This window comes from Amycolatopsis sp. NPDC059657 (assembly GCF_042734395.1).
GTDB lineage: Bacteria > Actinomycetota > Actinomycetes > Mycobacteriales > Pseudonocardiaceae > Amycolatopsis.
On the sequence record NZ_JBHWEB010000040.1, the window covers coordinates 1 to 18,798 of the forward strand.

Below are 18,798 nucleotides of genomic sequence, written 5' to 3' on the forward strand. Positions count from 1 at the left end.
TTGCGGGCGGTCAGAACCGCCCGCAACGCTCACGACCCCCGGCCGGGCACCCTCACGGCCCGGCGAGCGCGGCCGCCGTGGCGTCGTCGGCGGGCAGGAAGGTTTCCAGCTTCAGCTCCGAGATGGTCACGTCGACGGCCGTCGCGAAGGTCGTGATGGCCGTCAGCAGCCGCAAATCGCCGAGGCTGGACGACAGCCGCACCGGCACCGCGAACCCGAGATGCCCGTCCGGCGGCTCACCCGGCGCGGGCACATAGCCTTCGAGTTCGGCCAGCAGCGCGGACAGCCGGTCGTCGGGGGTGCGCGCGATCTCCTGGGTGAGCCGTTCGAGGATGTGCCTGGCCCAGTCGTCGAGATTGTGGATCCGCGGCGCCATCCCGCGCGGATGCAACGCCAGCCGCAGCACGTTGCACGGCGCGCGCAGCAGGTCGGGGTCGACGCCTTCGGTGAGCACGGTGAACTGGTCGTTGTGCGCGACGAGCGTGCCGTACTTGTCGACCACGATCGCCGGGTACGGCCGGTGCCCGTCGAGCAGGCGCTGCATCCCGTCGAGGACCGGGCGCAGGCGTGGATCGTCGAGCGTCGTCTCGGGGTAGCTCGGCGCGTAGCCCGCCGCGAGCAGCAGGCCGTTGCGCTCGCGCAGTGGCAGTTCGAGCGACTCGGCGACGCGCACGACCATGCCGCGGCCGGGCACCGAGCGGCCGCGTTCCATGAAACTCACGTGCCGCTGGGTCGTCCCCGCGCGCAACGCGAGTTCCAGCTGGCTGAGCCGCCTGCGCGTGCGCCAGTCGCGCAACGCGACCGCGAAAGTCTCCGCCGCGTCATACCTTCCAGGGAATTGAGCGTGCCCGTGCAGCCAAGCACGATCTCGCACCATGAACACGAAATTCGGCCTGGTTCTTCCCACCTACCAGTCGTTCACCGGCAGCCCTCGCCAAATCGTCGAACTCGGCGCCGAGGCCGAACGCCTCGGCCTCGACTCGCTGTGGGTCGGTGACACGCTCGCGAAGGCGCCGATCGACGCGCTCACCCTGCTCGCCACCCTCGCGGGCGTCACCGAGCGGGTCACCCTCGGCACCGCGGCCATGCTCGCCGCGCTGCGCGACCCCGTGCTGACCGCGAACGCGATCACCTCGCTCGACCTGCTTTCGGGTGGCAGGGTGACGCTCGCCGTCGGCGGCGGTTTTCCCGGGCGCAGCGAGCCGGAGTTCGCGTTCGCCGGAGTCCCTTGGCGGGCACGCAACGCCAGGCTCGACGACATCGTCGCGCTGTGGAAGGAGATCTGGCGCGGCGCGCGGTCGTTCCACGGCAGGGTCCTGCGCTACGACACGCTGCCTGAATTCATGGCGCCGCATCAGGACGGCGGCCCGCCGATCTGGCTGGCGGCCGGGTTCACGCCACCCGTGCTGGACCGTGTCGGACGGCTTTATGACGGCTGGTTGCCGTATCCGCCGGACGTGGCCGACTACGCACGCGGGCTGGCTGTCGCGCGCAAGGACCGGCCGATCACCGGCGCGCTGTTCGCGACGGTCTACGTCGAGGAGGACCCGGAGCTCGCGCGGCGTGCGCTGGAAGATTTCGCCGCGCGGAACTACGGCGTGCCGCTGGAGTTCATCCAGGGGTTGCAGGTGCTGATCACGGGCAGCCGTGAGCAGGTCGCCGCGCGAATGCGGGAGTTCGTGGACGCGGGCGCGACGCATATCCCGATCCGGATCGCGAGCGCCGACCCCGACGTCCAGGCGGCGCAGCTTCCGCTGGTCATCGAGGCTGTTCCGCGAACTGTCGTACCCGCGCCGTAGTCTGGTCCGGTGACAAACGCTCCATTGTCCGGACTTCTTTCCGCCATCCTTCCCGATCCCGCGCTGCGCGGAGTGATCGAGCGGGCGGGTGCGCCGCTGCTCGAACTGCAGGGCTCGGTCGCCACCCGCCAGCTCGTCGCGGCCGCGCTCGCCGCCGAGGGCAAACCGGTGCTCGTGGTCACCGCGACCGGCCGCGAGGCCGACGAGCTCACGGCCGCGCTGTCGGCGTTCCTCGGCGCAGGCGCGGTGGCCGACTTCCCGTCGTGGGAGACGCTGCCGCACGAGCGGCTGTCCCCGCGCGCGGACACGGTCGGGCGCAGGCTCGAGGTGCTGCACCGGCTGCACGAGGGCGCCGGCGACCTCAAGGTGGTCGTCTCGACCGTCCGCAGCCTGATCCAGCCGATGGCTCCCGGACTCGGTTCGCTCGCGCCGGTCGACCTGGTGGTCGGCAAGGAGCAGAGCTTCGAAGGGCTGCTGGAGCGGCTGGTCGAGCTGGCTTACACCCGCGTCGACATGGTCGAGAAGCGCGGCGAGTTCGCGGTGCGCGGCGGCATTCTCGACCTGTTCGGGCCGACGGCGCAGCACCCGGTCCGCATCGAGTTCTGGGGCGACGAGGTCAGCGAGATCCGCGCGTTCGCGGTGTCCGACCAGCGTTCGCTGCCCGGCGAGATCGCGCGGGTCACCGCGCCGCCGTGCCGTGAGCTGCTGCTCACCCCGTCGGTGAAGAAGACGGCGGCCGTGCTCGCCGAAACGTACGCGGCGGACGCGCAGCTCGCCGAGATGCTGAACAAGCTCGCCGAGGGAATCCCTTGCGAGGGCATGGAAGCGCTCATCCCGGTGCTCTGCGAAGGTGAGCTGGAGCTGCTCACCGACGCGATGCCGGTCGGCACGCACGTCCTGCTCGCGGATCCCGAAAAGATCCGCGCGCGTGCGCACGACCTGGTGCGCACCGGGCAGGAGTTCCTGGAGGCGTCGTGGACCACGGCCGCAGGCGGCGGCCAGGCCCCGATCGACCTCGGCGCGTCGGCGTACCGCGACCTCGCGGAGGTCGCCGCGCACGCACAGGAGACCAAACGGTCCTGGTGGTCGCTGTCGCAGCTGACCCATGAGGACGTCTACCAGGTCGCCATCGAGGCCGCGCCGGGTTACCGGGGCGAGCTGGAGCGGGCGATGACCGACATCCGCGCGCACGTCGCGGCGGGTGGCACCTGCGTGGTCGTGGTCGCCGGGCACGGCACGGCGGCTCGCGCGGTCGAGCAGTTCGCGGCGGCCGAGGTGCCCGCCGCGCTGGTGGACGGGCTCACCTCCGCGCCCGCGCCGGGCGTGGTGACGGTGACCTGCGGCGCGCTGTCGGACGGTTTCGTCTCGCCGGAGCTGGCGCTGGTCGTGCTCAGCGAGTCGGACCTGACCGGGCGCGGCGCCTCGGCCGGGGCGTCCACCAGGGAATTGAACGCCAAGATGCCGTCGCGGCGCCGCAACGCGGTCGACCCGCTGGCGTTGAAGGCAGGCGACTACGTCGTGCACGACCAGCACGGCATCGGCCGGTTCGTGGAGATGGTGCAGCGCACGGTCGCCGGCGCGACGCGTGAGTACCTCCTGCTGGAGTACGCGTCGTCGAAGCGCGGGCATCCCGGCGACCGGCTGTTCGTCCCGACCGACCAGCTCGACGAGGTCTCCCGTTATGTCGGCGGCGAGCTGCCGACGCTGAACAAACTCGGCGGCTCGGACTGGAAGAACACCAAGGCCAAGGCCAAGAAGGCGGTCAAGGAGATCGCCGCCGAGCTGGTGCAGCTGTACGCGGCACGCCAAGCGGCTCCAGGGCATCCCTTCGCCGCCGACACGCCATGGCAGAACGAGCTGGAAGACGCGTTCCCCTTCCAGGAGACCAACGATCAGCTCGCCGCGATCGACGAGGTCAAGGCCGACATGGAGCGCGGTGTCCCGATGGACCGCGTCATCTGCGGTGACGTCGGCTACGGCAAGACCGAGATCGCGGTGCGCGCGGCGTTCAAGGCGGTGCAGGACGGCAAGCAGGTCGTCGTGCTGGTGCCGACCACGCTGCTCGCGCAGCAGCACCTGAGCACGTTCTCCGAGCGTATGCAGTCGTTCCCGGTGACCATCAAGGGCCTGTCGCGGTTCACCGACAAGTCCGAAGTGGACGGTACGCTGCAGGGCCTCGCCGACGGTGACGTGGACATCGTCATCGGCACGCATCGCCTGCTGCAGACCGGAATCCGCTACAAGGACCTCGGACTGGTGATCGTCGACGAGGAGCAGCGGTTCGGCGTCGAGCACAAGGAGCACATCAAGGCGCTGCGCACGCACGTCGACGTGCTGACCATGTCGGCCACCCCGATCCCGCGCACGCTGGAGATGTCGCTGGCAGGCATCCGCGAGATGTCCACCATCCTCACCCCGCCGGAGGACAGGCACCCGATCCTGACCTACGTCGGCGCGTACGACGACAAGCAGGTCGGCGCTGCCATCCGCCGCGAGCTGCTGCGCGACGGCCAGGTTTTCTATGTGCACAACCGGGTTTCGTCGATCGAGAAGGCCGCGAAGCGCATCCGCGAGCTCGTGCCGGAGGCCCGTGTCGTCACCGCGCACGGCCAGATGAACGAGGACAAGCTCGAAAAGATCATCCAGGGCTTCTGGGAGAACGAGTACGACGTCCTCGTCTGCACGACGATCGTCGAGACCGGCCTGGACATCTCGAACGCCAACACGCTGCTGGTCGAGCGCGGTGACCTGCTCGGGCTCGCGCAGCTGCACCAGCTCCGCGGCCGTGTCGGCCGTGGCCGCGAGCGCGGGTACGCGTATTTCCTGTACCCGCCCGAGGCCCCGTTGACCGAGACCGCGCACGACCGGCTCGCCACGATCGCCCAGAACACCGAGCTGGGCGCGGGTATGGCTGTCGCGATGAAGGACCTGGAGATCCGCGGCGCGGGCAACATCCTGGGCGCCGAGCAGTCGGGTCACATCGCGGGCGTCGGCTTCGACCTCTACATCCGCCTGGTCGGCGAGGCCGTCGACGTCTTCCGCCGCCACGCCGGCGCCGAGCCCGCCGAAGACGAGGAACTCGCCGAAGTCCGCGTGGACCTGCCCATCGACGCCCACATCCCGCACGACTACGTCCCCGGCGAGCGCCTCCGCCTCGAGGCATACCGCAAGATCGCGGCCGCCCCCGACGCCGACGGCCTCGACGCGGTCCGCGAAGAACTGGTCGACCGCTACGGCCAGCCCCCGGCCCCGGTCACCCGTCTCCTCTCGGTCGCGGCGTTCCGCCACACCTGCCGTGCGGCGGGCGTCACGGAGGTCGCCGTCCAGGGCAACACCATCCGCTTCGCCCCGCTGCCGTTGATGGACTCGCAGCTGGTCCGTCTCAAGCGGCTCTATCCGAAGGCGCTCTACAAGGCGATCACGAAGACGGTGTCGGTCCCCAAGCCGACCGAGGGCCCGGCGGGCGGCCGCATGGGCGCGCCCGCCCTGCGCGACGAAGAGCTGTTGTCCTGGTGCGCCAAGCTGTTGACCCAGCTCACCAAGTCACCGGCACCCGTCTCCTAACCCAGGCCTCGCGAGTTGATCTTCGCGAAAGGAGGAATCTGGCCACTCAGTGTCCAGATTCGTCCTTTCGCTCCATGCTCGGCTCGCCCGGGCGCTGGCCTAGCGACGCACAAACGCCACTTATGCAACGCTGAGCGACACATACGCCCCGTTCGTTCCGTCCGGTCCAGCCAAAAATCGGATAAAGACGACATTTTAGGACAGAAGGCGTCGACATAAGTCCTTTGTGGATATTTCACGCATGCGCGAAGCCGACTTTGCCGGGACCCTGACGCATAGCGTGGTGAAGGCTCCCTTCACCATAACCGTCGGCGACACTCACGACCTGAACGTGCGCTCAGCCCAGGATTGCCACGCTTCGGCGTGCGGTTCGCCGAAAGCGTGGTGACCGAGCCCGATCGACGGGCCGCCGCCGTGGAAGCGGTACAGGCCTTCCGTGCCGCGGATGCCCAGCAGTTCGCGGAAGCCGGGCACCGCGAAGTCGATCACGCCGTCGATGGGCGGCAGGCCGTCGAGCGTCAGGTGGACCGGATCGCCTGCGGCGTAAGGCTCTTCGAGGCCGAGGCCGGCGAGGAGTTTGTCCCAGGCGTCGGTGGTTTCGGGTGCCTGGACGAAGACGTACGTGCCCGGCTCGCCGGGGAAGTACTTCACGTACTGGCCCAGAGTGTGCAGGTACATGTCCCAGCCGTGGCTGGTCTGCGACTCGTACTCGGTGCCCCACTCATCGCTCAGAAAACCGTTGTGCACGAAGCGAAGTACGGTGCTCCCACCCTCGCGGCCTTCGATGAGGTACTCCATCGCGTGGAACGTGCCGTCCGGGCCCGGCTCGGTCTTGTAGGCGAACCGCTTCGGCGGATCCCAGGCCGTGATCGTGGACTCGTCGTGGAAGTCACCGAGGTCGATCGACATCTTGCCGCCGATGCCCGGCTCGACCGTGTGCGGTCCCATGAACCACGAGTCGATGCCGGGGCCGGTGGCGATGGCGTCCCAGACGACTTCGGGACTGGCTTCGAGTTCGACTTCCTTGCCCAGCTCGAATTCGCGGCCCATACGGCTACTCCTTGACACTCGGGTGGATGGCGATGACGAGGTGATGGTCGCGCCCGCCCTCGGCGCTCTCGTCGTGGTATTTGCCGACCAGCGCGGTGACCGCGGTGGCCAGCTCCTCGGTGAACGCCGCGCGGTCGGCGGCGGAGGCGAACCGGACGTCGCCGTCCAGCGCGAAGGTGGCGACGCGTTTGCCCGCCTTCGACGCGCCGGTGATGAGGTCACCGACGTCGCGGACCAGGCGCGCGGCCACGGCCAGCAGCCAGCTCGCCGACAGCCGGTCCGGTGAGCGCGCGGGATCCGGCTGGACGGCGGAGAGCGCGGTCGGCGAGATCACGTAAGCGCCGGCGGTGGCCTGGAGCAGGCGCTCGTTCATGTTGCCCTTGCGGCGCTCTTCGACGAGCTCGACCAGGCCGTGCTTCTCCAGCGTCTTGAGGTGGTAGTTCACCTTCTGCCGGGGTAGGCCGACCTTCGCGGCCAGCATGGTGGCCGAACCGGGCTCGGCCAGTTCGGCCAGCAACCGGGCCCGGATCGGATCAAGGGAGACCTCGGCCGCGGCCGGATCATCGATCACTGCCACTTCGAACATGGCACCACCGTCGCACCGACAAGTTCGTTTGTCAAGGAGCGTGAAGTTGTCGGGTTTGGTGGGCCATTCGGCCGCAACGGGTCCTGCTTTCGGTCCCCTGAACACCGAAGCGGTTCACCAAAGCGAAGGCCGGCTGCGGGAAATAACGCACGGTATCGGTGAGCGGGCCCGAAGTGAACTAGTACAAATCGGGCGCAAGTTCGGTACAACGAACGTTTAAGACGTACGTCTTTACATCGGCCCGGAAATCCGCGAAATTGGTTTCAGTGCACCGAGGCAAGCAGAAAGTCCCTGACAGCAACTAACACTTCGAGTCAGCGGAACAAAGCAGGCCGGCGGTTCACAACCCCCGCAGTACCCATTCATTCTCCGATACCCGTAGTTTCGTGGAAGGAAATGCAATGATCTCGAACAACCGTCGTGTCGCCGGTGCCGTCCTCGGTCTCGTCTCCGCCGGCCTGCTGCTGGCCGGTGGCCAGGCCATCGCCGCCCCCGCTTCCTCGGCCCCGGCCACCACCGCTTCCGCCGAGCAGCTCATCGTCTCGTACACCGGCACCGTGTCCGCGACCGTGAGCGGCGGATTCCAGCTGAAGCTCTCCAGCGGCGCGACGGTCGACGTCGTGGTCGACGGCCGGACCCAGATCAGCGTCGGCATCAGCGTGGGCGTGAAGGTCAAGGCCGTCTGCGCCAAGATCGACGGCAAACTGATCGCGGGCCTCGTCGTCGCCGCCTGATCCACTCCGCTCTGACGAAGGTGTGGCACTGGGGCGCCGGGCTCCAGTGCCACACCTTTCAGTTACCTCGCAACGAAATTCAGCGCGTCGGTGAGCTGGCGCCTGCCTTGGATGCCGAGCTTGCGATACGCCCGCGTCAAGTACATCTCGACCGCGCGTGAGCTGACGAACAGCTCCTGCGCGATCTCCCGGTTCGTCAGTCCCTGCGCGGCGCGCGACGCCACGTGCTGCTCCTGCTCGGTGAGTGTCGTCGGGTCCGAATGGCCCGTCCGCGACGACCGGCCGCCCGCGGCCCGCAGCTCCGCCGCGGCCCTGCTCATGAGCGGGATCGCGTTCGAGGCCTTCGCCAGCTCGTGTGCGCGGCGCAGCGAGGCGCACGCCTCCGCCCGGCGCTCCCGGTCACGCAGGCTCACGCCCCATTCGACCAAAGAATGCGCCAATTCCGCTTTCGCCTGCGAACGCTGCAGCGCGGCCACGGATTCCGAAAGTAATTCGGCTCCGGTGTCGCCACCGGTGACCAAACCGGCGACGCGGAGTGCGATTCCCAATTCCGTCGGCTTTCCCCAGTCGCGTGCGATCTGCAATTGTTCCTGAGCGAACGCGATCGCGGAATCGCGGTCACCGAGGCGCGCGTAGGCGAGCGCGGCCTCGCCCAGCCACGGCTGGGCGGCGTTGCGGGCGCCGCGGTTCTCCATCAGCCGTCCGCACTCGAGCTGGTCGTGCAGCGCGCCTTCGTCGTCGCCGAGTGCCGCGCGCAGCCTGCCGCGCTGGTGCAGCGCCATGTCGTAGTGCGAGAACTCGGGCAGCTCGTCGTCGAGCCCGCGCTCGGCGAGCAGATCGGCGGCGCGCCGCAGCTCACCCATCCCGATCAGCGCCGCGACCAGGCCCGACACCGCGACGATCACGCTGCTGCCGTGCTCGATGCCGAGGCTGTCGAGCTGTTTCAGCGAGGTGACCGCGGCGGTTTCGGCCTCGCGGAACAGGCCGAGCCTGCCCGCGACATGGCATTGAAGTCCCAGGATGAGCGCGCTCGCCACCGGCAGGTCGCGCTCGGCGGTGTTCGCGATCGCGTCCGCGCAGAGCCGCCGCGCGAGTTCGAGCTCGTCGAGCGAGAGCAGCGTGACGACCGCGTACGCGAAGCCCCACTGGTCGATGATCTGCCGCCCGTTCCCCTCGCCGGACTTGCGCGGGGTCACCGCGCCCGACGCGTGCAGCAGCCGCATCGCGGTGCCCGCGTGCCCGCCGACCATGCTGGTGTGGAACGCGCGGATGACGGTGAACAGCCGCTCGTTCCGCGCGGAGGTCATCGGCGTGGTCAGCAGGCGTTGCAGCCGCGCCTTGACGGCGGGCGCGACGTAAGACTCTTCCATGCCAAGGCAGAGCGCGGCGAGGTCGAGGCGTTGCGCCAGGTCCGGGTCGACGACGGCGACCCTGGTGATGGCGTTCTCGAGGGTGGAGACGGCCTCGCCGTGCATCTCGCGCTGGCCGAGCCCGTACGCCAGCGCGAGCGCCATGCGGCCCTCGGCCGGCGCCTCCATGTTCTGGTCCGCGGCCTTGGTCAGATAGCCGAGCGCGGCTTGCGGGTCGACGTGGCATTGCGCCTCGCCGAGTTCGACGAGGATCTCGCCGCGCACGTCCTCGGGCAGCGGCTCGCGCAGCAGCCGGTTGAGGTAGCGGATCGCTTCGACGGGCGCGCCGTCGGCCATCGCGTGTTCGGCGGCTTCGCGCAGCGACGCCTGCGCCCACGGCTCGCCGATCGGTTCCGCTTCGAGCAGGTAGCGGGCGATGTGGCCGGCTGGCGCGAACCCTTCGCGCAGGAACTGGGCGGCGCGCGCGTGGATCCGGCTGCGCTCGACGGCGGTCATCCCGTTGACGACCGCGCCGCGGACCAGCGGATGCGCGAGCGCGATCGGTTCGCCGGGGGTGCACAGCCCGAGCCCGACCGCGGTCTGCGCGGCCTTCCCGGCGCTCTCACGGGGAATCCCGGCGGCGGCCGTCGCGAGCTCGAGGCTCGCCGTGGTCAGCACGGCGACGGCGCGGAACAGTTCCGGCGCCTCGGGACCGCCTTGGCGCAGTCGCGAGAGCATCTCGCGGGAGATCTCGGCGGGCGCGTGGGCGAGCAGGTCGGCGGCGGTCCGCGCGGACGGCGGCAGGTTCGCGGCGCGCAGTTCACGCAGCAACTCGCGCAGCAGGTGCGGGTTGCCTGCGGTGACCTCGTGGCAGGTGGCGGCGAACTCGTTCGCGACCGGCCCGCCGTACGCCGAGACGAGCATCCGCGCGCACGCCTGGAGGCCGAGGCCGGTGAGGCCGATCCGCACGGCGCCGCTGATGATCTCGCGCAGCGGTCCCGGGTCGTGGTCGTCGTGCGCCGAGCCTCTGGTGACGACCACGGCGACCGGCAGTTCGTCGAAGCGCCTGCGGAGGTACGCGAGCCAGTTGAGCGAAGGCAGGTCGGCGTGCTCGACGTCGTCGACGGCGATCAGCACGGGTGAGGTTTCGGTCAGCCTGCGCACCGCGCGGTACAGCCCTTGGAGGATCCGCTGCTCGCTGAGCTCACCCTGATGACGGCACGAGCCGACTTCGCCGCAGCACAGGACGTTGTCGGGCGGCGGACTCATCGGATTCGTCGATGAAGGTTCGAAAAGCTGCGTGACAACGCCGAGTCCGAAACCCGTCTCGGTGGCCGAAGCACGCGAGCTCAGTATGAGAAATCCGAAATCTTTTGCGGTTCGGATGGTTTCCCTGAGTACCGATGTTTTACCGAGACCGATACTTCCCTCAATGCAACCAATTCCGGGTACCGACCTGACACTCTCGCTCAAAAGGTGCGTGACCTGGTCCAGCTCCGCACCCCGGTCAACCCCTATCTGCGTTTTCCCACCCGTAAGGTTGCGCGGATCACTTCTTTCGATCGATCTCACGCGTCTCGATTCCCTTCTGTTCTCGGGCGTGCTCGGGTGACGTCACGCTGAGCGGGAATGGCATTACAGAGGTCAATGTTATGGGGAAGTGATCCGTCCGGGAAGCGTTTTCCCCAACTTTATTCGGCGAGAAACGAACCGCTGGGCGGTTCGGCGGACGCCAGTCCCATGGTCAGCTCTTCCTTCGGCTCCGGCAGCGCGCCGGCGCCGGACGAAGGCCGTGGCCGGGGCCTGCGCGGCACCCGCGAGCCGGAGCCGCCGCCGCGGCCGGGATAGACGATGAGGCCCTTCTCGGGATCCGGGACGGCGTCGAGCGACGCCCGCACCGCGGGCAGGTGGCGGAAGCGGTCGCGCTCCTCCTCGGAGCTGAACTCGATCTCCAGCACCACGCCTCGGCGGTGGTCGTGCCACAGCCACTGTTTCGCGCCGTTGGTCAGCGCCGCCTCGATGAGGTCGTCACCGTGGGCACGCTTCCAGGCCGACGCGGGGAAGGCGCCGTTGCCGACTTCGATGGACAGCCAGTGGTCCATGTGCTCCAGGCTACGCGCGCCGGGCGTGCCGATGTTGCGTTACCGGGGAAGGGATATGAGAGGGTAAGGCCTGTGATACGGATCATGGGGCGCCCGCGTGCGCTGGTCGCCGTTCTTGCCGGATGCCTGCTGCTCGCCGGATGTGGTTCCGGGCCGAGTCAGGTCGGCGCCGCGGCGATCATCAACGGGCGCACGATTTCGGTCGACGACGTGCAGCGGCTCATCGACAAAGCGGTCAAAGAGCAGCCGGCGGCGCAGCAGCTGGCGCAGCAGCACAAGCTCTCGCTGCTCGGGCGCGAAGTGGTCCGGCAGGAGGTGCTGCATGAGCTGACCGCGCTGGTCGCGAAGCGGGAGAACGTCTCCGTGAGCGCCGCCGAGCTGGCGGCGGCCATGCAGAACGACCCGCTGGCCGAGCCGATGGCGCAGGCGGGGGAGACCGGCAACGTCGCGCCCGAGCTGGTCTCGCGGGTCCGCGACCGCGCGCAGGTGCTGACCGACCTGCTGCTGCAGGAGAAGATCGGCCAGAAGTCGTTCTCGACCCAGACCGTCACCATCGACGCGCTGAGCATCGGTGGCGACGACGCCGCTGGTTCCGTCGACGCGAAGACGGCCCGTGACAAGGCCTTCGCGAAGGCGAAGCTGTTCGCGTCCGCGCCGGACGTCGCGACGAACGAGATCAAGCAGGACAAGCAGCCGCAGCTCGGCCTCAAGTTGATCGCGTCGCAGTCGCAGCCGGGCGCGTACCCGGTGTTCGGCGCGCCTGTGAACTCCGTGCTGACCTTCCAGCTCAGCCCGCAGCAGGTGAGCTGGGTCGTGGTGGTCGTCCGTGCCCGCGCGGTCGGCGCGCCCGCTCCGGTCGACCCGCAGCAGGCGCCGGGGCGTGACCAGGTCGCGCTGTTCGGGCTGCGGATGCTGCAGCCCGCGTTCGGCGAGCTGAACGCGAAGATCAGCCCGCGCTACGGCGTGTGGGACCCGATCGCGATGGGGCTGGCCGAGAACGAGGCCACCACCCAGGGCGAGATCCTGCCGATCAACGGAACCACGCCGAAGCCGTGACCGTTGTCCTCACGCGCGACGGCGTGCTCTCGGCCGAGGCGCTGGCCGCCGTGCGCGCGGCGGACGCGGTCTACTCGACCGTGCCGACGGACGGGCTGGAGCCCGCGCCGAACGTCGACAAGCTGCTGACCGGTTCGGTGGTGCTGCTGACCGCTTCCGTCACCGATCCGTCAGCGGCGGCGATGATCGCGGCCGGTTCGCGTGTCATCGAGGTGCCGGTGCAGGGATCGGCCCCCGCACTGGTCGAGGCCGTCGCCGTGATGGACCGGCTGCGTTCGCCGGGCGGCTGCCCGTGGGACGCGGCGCAGACGCACGAGTCGCTGCGGCAGTACCTGGTCGAGGAGACCTACGAGCTGCTCGACGCGATCGAAACCGGCGACCGCGCCGCGCTGCGCGAGGAGCTCGGCGACGTCCTGCTGCAGGTGCTGTTCCACGCGCGCGTCGCCGCCGAGGACCCGGCCGACCCGTTCGACGTCGACGACGTCGCCCGCGACCTGGTCGGCAAGCTGGTCGGCCGCCACCCGAACGTCTTCGCGGGCGCGGACCGCGTGCACACGGCCGAGCACCAGGAACTGAAGTGGGAAGAGCTCAAGCAGGCCGAAAAACGCCGCCAGTCCATCGTGGACGGTGTGGCACTCGGTCAGCCCGCGGTCGCGCTGGCAGGCAAACTCGGCCAGCGCTCAGGCCGCGCCGGCATTCCGCTGGACCTCTTCCCCGGCGGAACCTCTGCCGCCGAGCAGCTCTTCCGCATCGCGGCCACGGCTCGTCGTGCCGGTGTCGATCCCGAGGGTGAGCTGCGCGCCGTGGCCAAGTCGTTCGCCGCCGACCTGCGCGCCGCCGAGGACGCGGCCCGTCTCGCCGGAGTCGAGCCGAGTGCTCTCGAAGCCGACGGCTGGCGGCGGTTCTGGCCATCACGACCGTCCTGACCTGGGCTTTCGCGGGTTTTCCACAGTCGGCTTTGGTTGTGGACAACCCGGGCTTCGGGCGGGTTTCGTCGGTGGGGGCCGGTAGGCTGGTGCAGGGCGGAGCCCCCAGGGACGGGCGGGGGGTTGGTTAAGTACCCGCGGGGGCGTTTTTCGTCGGGGCGGATGCTGGGGCCGACCTTCGGCGGTTCTGAGCGAGGTCGAATTCGGATGAATCGCGCATTTCGGACACCTCGGCCGGCTTCTGGGTGGGGTGAACGTTGCGAACGGGGCGTTCGCAACGCTGAGCGTTGCAAAAGTGGCGTTTGTGTCGTCCAGGGTGAGCGCAGGGCTGGACAAAAGGGACGCAAACCGACAAAACGGGCAGTCTGGGCATGCGAGCGAAGCTTGAAGCCGCGGAGGAGTCTCGTGAACCACTCCGTGGGTGTGACGTAAGACACTGTCGGGTGAGAACCGTGGGCGTGGGGCGGGCGTCTTGCCGGGTGTGGATGAAGCGCAGCTGGTGCGGGCGGTCGCGAAAGGCGACCGCCGGGCCTTCGAGGAGCTCTATCGGCGGACGTCGCCGTGGATGCTGACCCGGTTGCGGCGGCGGTGCGCGGATGACCAGATCGTCGCCGAGGTCATGCAGGAGACCTACCTCGCCGTGTGGCGGGCGGCCGGCGCGTTCGCCGAGGCCGCCGGCGGGAATGCCGTCGGGTGGTTGTGGACGATCGCGGCGCGCAGGCTGATCGACGCTTTTCGCAGGCGGGCGCATCATGCGCAGCCGCTGCCGGTCGGAGCCGGGACCGCGCCTGCCGCCGAGGAGGAGGCACTCGCGGCGACGGTCGGTGACGAGGTCGGTGACGCGCTGGGAGCGCTCGCGCCGGAGTTGCGGCAGGTGTTGCAGGCCATGGTGCTCGACGGGCTCAGCGTCCGTGAGACCGCCGTGCTGCTCGCCATCCCCGAAGGAACCGTCAAGACCCGGGCCCGCCGGGCACGAATCGCGATGCGAGAGGCACTGTCATGAGCGACCACGCCTCCGAAACACTCCTCGCCCGCTACACGAGCGGCGATCCGGACATCCCCGGTGACCAGCTGTGGGCCGTCGAGGCGCATCTGGAGAACTGCGCGGACTGCCGCGCCAAGCTCACGCCGGACCCGCTGCTGGCCACCGTCTGGTCCGCGCTCGAACCCGAGCTGGTCACACCGCCTGCCAAGGTCCGCCGCGCGCGTCGCCTGGCGACCTGGGCGTCGCCGTCGATGGTGCCGTGGCTGGCGATGACAACCTTCGTCACCGCGGTCGCGCTCCTGATCGACCTGACGCTGGCGGACTCCTTCGCGGTGCTGCTCGTCGCCCCGGTCGCGCCGGTGCTCGGCGTCGCCGCCGCCTGGTCGCGGGGGCTGGACCCGGCGTACGAGCTGACCGTCGCGACGCCGCGCGCCGGGCTCTCTCTGGTGTTGCGGCGCACGCTCGCGGTGCTGGCCGTGGTGCTGCCGCCGCTGTTGCTGTTCGGCTGGCTCGCGGGGGAGTCACCCGCGCTCTGGCTGCTGCCGTGTCTCGCGGTGACCGTGGGGACACTCGCGCTCGGCGGGCTGATCGGCGTGCAGCGCGCGGCGATCGTGATCGCGGTCCTGTGGACGGCCTTGGTGATCGGGCCGAGCTTGATCGGGGAAGGGGCGCCGGTGGTGTTCGAACCCGCCGGAGTGCCCGCGTGGGGAATCGCGCTGCTGGCCGGCGCGGTGGTCGTGATGACCAGGTCCGAGGTCTACACCCGGCTCGGACGCTGAAAGGGGAGACATGGTGAGGTCGGTTGGCGCGGCGGAGGTCGCGCCGTCGAAATACGCCTGGGAGGTCCAGGCCACGGGCCTGCGCGTCAAGGTCGGGCGGAGCAAGATGGCCGTCGACGGGCTCGACCTGTCGCTCGGCACCGGTGTCCACGGCCTGCTCGGGCCCAACGGCGCGGGCAAGACGACGCTGATCCGGACGCTCGCCACCGTGCTGCGGCCGACCGAGGGTGAGCTCTCGGTGCTCGGTGCGTCCGTCGGGGGACGCGTAGACCTGCGCGAGCTGCGCCGGAACATCGGCTATCTGCCGCAGGAGTTCGGCTACTACAAGCGGTTCACCGTCCGCGAGTTCGTCGAGTACATGGCGTGGCTCAAAGAGGTGCCCAAGAAAGAGGTCCCCGGCGCGGTGCAACGGGCCGTCGAGCGGGTCGGGCTGGCTGACCGCGCGGACGACAAGCTCAAGACACTCTCCGGTGGCATGGTGCGCCGCGCGGGCATCGCGCAGGCCATCGTCAACGACCCGCGCGTGCTCCTGCTCGACGAGCCGACGGCCGGGCTCGATCCCGCGCAGCGGCTGAAGTTCCGCGAACTGCTGCAGCAACTCGGCGTCGACGGCTGCGTGCTCGTGTCGACGCACCTGGTCGAGGACGTCGCCGCCGCTTGCACGGACGTCGTGCTGTTCGAGTCGGGCAAGCTCGTTTTCCAAGGCACGCCAACGCAGCTCGCGGCGGCGGGCGGGCCGGACGACGTCGGCGACAGCCCGATCGAACGAGGCTACTCGGCGCTGCTCGCCGGGCACGGGAAAGCGGGTGCGTGGTGATCGCGTTCCGGATCGAACTGCGCCGCTCCCTGGGCTTCGCGCTCGGCGCGGTCCTGGTGATCGTCGCGCTCGGAGTGTTGTACGGGCTCAGCGGGCCGTGGGGCAAGACGAGTGTCGCCTGGTTCCGCCAGTGGACGGCCTTGGCGTCCTGGCTGCGGTACATGCTGCTGTTCCTGTGGCCCATCGCGATCGGCGCCGGTGCGCTGCAAGGCTTGCGGGACAAGCGATCCGGAGTTCTGGAGCTGATGACGACGGCGTCGCGGCCACGCTGGCAGCGGGTCTCGCAACCGCTGCTGGCGCTCGCGGCCGGACTGGTCACCGCCTGGCTGGCGCTGTTCCTCGTCGGTGGCGTGCAGGTGATCGGCGCGACCAGCTACTTCAGCTGGGACTGGCTGCCGGTCCTGCTGGTCGGTGCGCTGGCGCTGATCGCGGGCGCGTGGCTGGGAGCGGCGCTGGGGCGGCTGGTGCCTTCCGCGCTGACACCGCCGGTGCTCGCGGTGAGCGCGCTGGTGCTGCTGGCCCTGATCGTCACGGCGGCCGAACCCGCCGCGGCGACGGCCGGGGCCGTGCCGCGCTGGTTCGGTGTGCTCTCGCCTGCCCTGCCGACGCCGCAGGACGTCTTCACCGTGGTCGACGGCAGGATGACCGGGGCGCAGCTGGCCTGGTTCGCGGGCATGGCGGCGACGGCTTTCCTTGTGCTCGCCGCGGCTTCCGTGCGTGAGCGGCTGCTGGCCGTGCTGCCGGTCCTGCTCGGCGCGGCCGTCGCGGTGCCGTTGTACCCGGCCGATGTGACCACAGTGGACAAATCCGCGATCGAGCTGGTCTGTTCGGACACCGTGTGTGTACGGAAGATCCACGAGCACGAACTCGCCGCGCTGACCGGCCCCGGCCAGGAAGCGTTGCGGCTGCTGGCGAAACTGCCGGACCCGCCCAAGTCCATTGTGGAGGATGAGGTGTCACGGGCCCATCAGGGCCGTGGCGCGGAATCGACGGACGTGGTGCGGATGGACCTCGACCAGATGGGGTTCTTCCGCCGCGACAAGACACCCACCGCCGACGAGCTGACACTGCGGCTCGTCGCCGGTGCCGGGACCAGGACTTGTTTCCGCCCGTCGCTGTCCGGTGGCCCGGGCGCCATCCGGGAACGGGCGGCGCAGGCCGTTTCCGCTGCCTGGGTGTTCGGGAAGCTGCAGCCGCTGCCCAGCGCGAACTGGGCCGAAAGCGCGACGGCCAAGTTCGCCGAGCCCGCGTGGGCGAAGCTGCGGACGTTGCCCGCCGACGAGCAGCTCGCGCGGATCCAGGCCATGCGGACCGTCGCCGCGTCCTGCGAAGGTGACCCGCTGGGCGAGCTGACGCGATGAGGTGGCTGACGCTTTACGCGCGCTCACGCCAGATCCCGGTCGCCTTCGCGGCGATACTGGTCGCGGTCGCGGGGATCGGCTGGCTGGCACAACCGGACGGCAGCCCGCGCCTCGCGGCACTGGCCGCCGCGCTCGGGGTCGCGGGTGCGGCGACCGGGCTGGGCGGTCAGGACCTGCGCCTGGACCGGACCGCCGCGATCGCCTGGCCGCCACGGCGCGCGGCGCACCTCATCGTGATCGCGGCCGTGGTGACCGCGGCGGTGCTGGCGACCCGGATCGCGCCCGCGGAGTTCGTGCTCAGGGACGGGATCGGGCTCGCGGGCCTCGCCGCGCTGGGCGCGACGCTGCTCGGGGCGACGGCGGCGTGGGCGTTGCCGATCGGCTGGGTGGCGCTGACCATGGTGGTGCCGCCGTCGAGTGAAGCGCTCGATCAGGTGCTGACCTGGATGATGCAGCCGCCCGGCACACCGGCAGCCACCGTGACGGCCATTGTGTGCGCGTGCGCAGGCGGCTTGGCGTACACGTTGTTCGGCTGCCGTCGTTAGCGGAAGCGCGGAATGATGTGCTCGGCGAAGCGGCGCATCTCGTGTTCGAAGGGCTGGAACTGGAGCATGAACGTCTCGATGCCCAGTTCCACCCACTCACGGATGCGCCGCTCAACGGTCTCGTAACTGCCGACGAGACCGGCGGCGGTGCCACCGTTCGTCCCGATGTGCGGGTACTTCGCGAACGTCTGGAACATGACGGCCTTCGGATCGGCGTTGGCCACCAACGATTCCCAGCGCGCCTTACCCGCCTCGGCGAGTTCCCACAGCGCGGCGAGTTCGGCTTCGGCTTCCTCGTCGGTTTCTCGGGCTATGACAAACCCTGAGAGCCCGAAGCGCACGGGATCGCCGTCGCGCGGTCGCTCGGCTACGTCCTTGATAAGCCGCGCAACTTCTTCGCGTGGCTGGCCGTTTATGAACCAGAGATCGGCCTTGTCCGCGACAAGCGCCCTGGCCGGATCCGACTCACCGCCGACGTAGATCGTCGGCCGCGGGTCGGCGACCGGCCTCAGCTGGTAGTCCTCGACTCGGAAGTACTTGCCGTCAAAGGAAGTCCGCTTGCCTTCGAGCAGCTCGCGCACGACGGTGATCCACTCGCGCCCGTACGCGTACCGCTCGTCGTGCTCGGCGAACGCGATGCCCGCCTTCTCCAGCTCGGGCTTGAACCAGGCGTTGACCAGGTTCAACCCGAACCGGCCGCCACTGATCTGCCCGATCTGCGAAGCCTGCTTGGCGAGTACCACGGGATGCACGAGATAAGGCTTGATGGCCGCGATGATCTCGATGCGCTCGGTCAGCGCGGCGAGCGCGGCCGCGGCCGTCCAGGTTTCGAGCTGATCGAGCTCATCGCCGAACGGGTTCACGACGTGCTGCGCGATCAGCGTCGAATCGAACCCGAGCCGGTCGGCCTCGACGATCAGGTCGCGGTTGCGTTCCCACGACGCGTCGACGGGATCCTCGGGATGGTCGAACGGGCCCCACGAGCCGTAAACCAGTGCCCAGACCCCGAATTTCGGCTGCATGGCCGTGGTGGTTTGCGGCATACCCGCGGGCCGGGGCCAGTCCCCCCCCCCCCAGGTGGGGGGAAGGCCCGCCCCCCCCCAACCGCCGACGCGCCCCCCCGGCGGGGCCGCGCAGTTGGGCGG

At 69.7% G+C, this 18,798-nt stretch carries 16 protein-coding genes; 10 read left to right on the forward strand and 6 right to left on the reverse strand.

The window, feature by feature from the left end; translation table 11 throughout:
• Positions 1-52: 52 nt before the first annotated feature.
• Positions 53-877 (reverse strand): helix-turn-helix domain-containing protein, encoded by an 825-nt coding sequence (locus ACFV15_RS22015; protein ID WP_378352418.1) that lies wholly within the window; start codon positions 875-877, stop codon positions 53-55.
• Here ACFV15_RS22015 and ACFV15_RS22020 point away from each other — a divergent pair.
• Both ACFV15_RS22020 and mfd read left to right on the forward strand, forming a co-directional pair.
• On the forward strand, positions 876-1,799 hold the full coding sequence (locus ACFV15_RS22020; protein WP_378352420.1) for an LLM class flavin-dependent oxidoreductase: 924 nt from the start codon (positions 876-878) through the stop codon (positions 1,797-1,799). The genes ACFV15_RS22015 and ACFV15_RS22020 overlap by 2 nt on opposite strands.
• A 24-nt stretch (positions 1,800-1,823) precedes the next feature.
• On the forward strand, positions 1,824-5,363 hold the full coding sequence (mfd, locus tag ACFV15_RS22025) for a transcription-repair coupling factor (RefSeq protein WP_378352515.1): 3,540 nt from the start codon (positions 1,824-1,826) through the stop codon (positions 5,361-5,363).
• A gap of 318 nt (positions 5,364-5,681) precedes the next feature.
• On the opposite strand, the gene ACFV15_RS22030 is transcribed toward mfd, so the two are convergent.
• Together ACFV15_RS22030 and ACFV15_RS22035 are read right to left on the reverse strand one after the other, a co-directional pair.
• Positions 5,682-6,413, reverse strand: a complete 732-nt coding sequence (locus ACFV15_RS22030; RefSeq protein WP_378352421.1) for an SRPBCC domain-containing protein — start codon at positions 6,411-6,413, stop codon at positions 5,682-5,684.
• A gap of 4 nt (positions 6,414-6,417) precedes the next feature.
• Entirely contained in the window at positions 6,418-6,999 is a 582-nt protein-coding gene (locus ACFV15_RS22035) for an ArsR/SmtB family transcription factor (RefSeq protein WP_378352423.1), read from the reverse strand.
• Positions 7,000-7,400: 401 nt separating this feature from the next.
• On the opposite strand from ACFV15_RS22035, the gene ACFV15_RS22040 reads away from it, so the two are divergent.
• On the forward strand, positions 7,401-7,733 hold the full coding sequence (locus ACFV15_RS22040) for a hypothetical protein (RefSeq protein WP_378352425.1): 333 nt from the start codon (positions 7,401-7,403) through the stop codon (positions 7,731-7,733).
• Positions 7,734-7,795: 62 nt separating this feature from the next.
• Here ACFV15_RS22040 and ACFV15_RS22045 read toward each other — a convergent pair whose 3' ends face one another.
• The gene (locus tag ACFV15_RS22045; RefSeq protein WP_378352426.1) at positions 7,796-10,654 is read right to left on the reverse strand and encodes a LuxR C-terminal-related transcriptional regulator; all 2,859 of its coding nucleotides are present in this window, start codon (positions 10,652-10,654) and stop codon (positions 7,796-7,798) included.
• Between the two features lie 119 nt (positions 10,655-10,773).
• Positions 10,774-11,184, reverse strand: a complete 411-nt coding sequence (locus ACFV15_RS22050) for a hypothetical protein (RefSeq protein WP_378352428.1) — start codon at positions 11,182-11,184, stop codon at positions 10,774-10,776.
• 84 nt (positions 11,185-11,268) lie between these two features.
• On the opposite strand from ACFV15_RS22050, the gene ACFV15_RS22055 reads away from it, so the two are divergent.
• The 7 genes from ACFV15_RS22055 to ACFV15_RS22085 all read left to right on the forward strand — a co-directional run bounded on the left by ACFV15_RS22055 (position 11,269) and on the right by ACFV15_RS22085 (position 17,653).
• A complete protein-coding gene (locus ACFV15_RS22055) occupies positions 11,269-12,240 on the forward strand; it encodes a SurA N-terminal domain-containing protein (RefSeq protein WP_378352430.1) in 972 nt (323 codons plus the stop codon).
• Positions 12,237-13,166 (forward strand): MazG family protein, encoded by a 930-nt coding sequence (locus ACFV15_RS22060; protein ID WP_378352431.1) that lies wholly within the window; start codon positions 12,237-12,239, stop codon positions 13,164-13,166. Before ACFV15_RS22055 ends, ACFV15_RS22060 begins: the two co-directional genes overlap by 4 nt.
• 481 nt (positions 13,167-13,647) lie before the next feature.
• Positions 13,648-14,169, forward strand: coding sequence for an RNA polymerase sigma factor (locus ACFV15_RS22065; RefSeq protein ID WP_378352433.1), 522 nt, complete (start codon positions 13,648-13,650; stop codon positions 14,167-14,169).
• Positions 14,166-14,930 (forward strand): zf-HC2 domain-containing protein, encoded by a 765-nt coding sequence (locus ACFV15_RS22070; RefSeq protein WP_378352434.1) that lies wholly within the window; start codon positions 14,166-14,168, stop codon positions 14,928-14,930. Before ACFV15_RS22065 ends, ACFV15_RS22070 begins: the two co-directional genes overlap by 4 nt.
• A 13-nt stretch (positions 14,931-14,943) precedes the next feature.
• Positions 14,944-15,747, forward strand: a complete 804-nt coding sequence (locus ACFV15_RS22075; RefSeq protein WP_378352516.1) for an ABC transporter ATP-binding protein — start codon at positions 14,944-14,946, stop codon at positions 15,745-15,747.
• On the forward strand, positions 15,741-17,108 hold the full coding sequence (locus ACFV15_RS22080; RefSeq protein WP_378352436.1) for a hypothetical protein: 1,368 nt from the start codon (positions 15,741-15,743) through the stop codon (positions 17,106-17,108). Before ACFV15_RS22075 ends, ACFV15_RS22080 begins: the two co-directional genes overlap by 7 nt.
• Complete coding sequence (locus ACFV15_RS22085) at positions 17,105-17,653, forward strand: hypothetical protein (protein WP_378352437.1); 549 nt, start codon at positions 17,105-17,107, stop codon at positions 17,651-17,653. Before ACFV15_RS22080 ends, ACFV15_RS22085 begins: the two co-directional genes overlap by 4 nt.
• Here the strand turns inward: ACFV15_RS22085 and ACFV15_RS22090 are convergent.
• Complete coding sequence (locus tag ACFV15_RS22090) at positions 17,650-18,675, reverse strand: LLM class flavin-dependent oxidoreductase (RefSeq protein ID WP_378352439.1); 1,026 nt, start codon at positions 18,673-18,675, stop codon at positions 17,650-17,652. The genes ACFV15_RS22085 and ACFV15_RS22090 overlap by 4 nt on opposite strands.
• Positions 18,676-18,798: the final 123 nt, after the last annotated feature.